Origin of the sequence: Solihabitans fulvus, from assembly GCF_008386585.1 — a bacterium.
In the GTDB taxonomy this organism is placed as follows: domain Bacteria; phylum Actinomycetota; class Actinomycetes; order Mycobacteriales; family Pseudonocardiaceae; genus Solihabitans; species Solihabitans fulvus.
Genome location: NZ_VUOB01000317.1, coordinates 1 through 513 on the forward strand (window position 1 = coordinate 1; position 513 = coordinate 513).

Annotated in this window: 1 rRNA gene; it reads left to right on the forward strand. The window is 53.2% G+C overall.

Annotated elements, in window-relative coordinates:
- Positions 1-513 (forward strand): 16S ribosomal RNA (locus F0L68_RS44255); the annotation flags it as partial.

The window sequence follows — 513 nt, forward strand, 5'->3', positions numbered from 1 at the left end:
ACCGTGAGTAAATCAGAGTGCTCAAAGCAGTCGTAACGGGCGTATGCCCTGTGAACAGTCTTGACGGACTGACTTGGTTTTGCATGGCATGTCGGAAGACGACGTCGGGCGCTGGCTAAGAGTGTACAATTCAGTGGTACAAGCCAGCCCCGACGTCATGATTAAAAGGGCTTGTCGAGGGCATTGGTATTGCGGAGCGAGAGGTGAAATTCTGTGACCTCCGCAAGACCGCCTGAAGCGAAAGCGTCTGCCAAGGATGTTTTCATTAATCATGAACGAAAGTTAGAGGATCGAAGGCGATCAGATACCGCCCTAGTTCTAACCCTAAACGATGCCAACCATCCAATCCGCGCGAGCACCCTTTTATACGGGCTCGGCGGGCAGCTCCTTCACCACGGGAAACCAGAGTCTCTGGGTTCCGGGGGGAGTCTGGTTGCAAAGCTGAAACTTAAAGGAATTGACGGAAGGGCACCACCAGGAGTGGAGCCTGCGGCTTAATTTGACTCAACACGG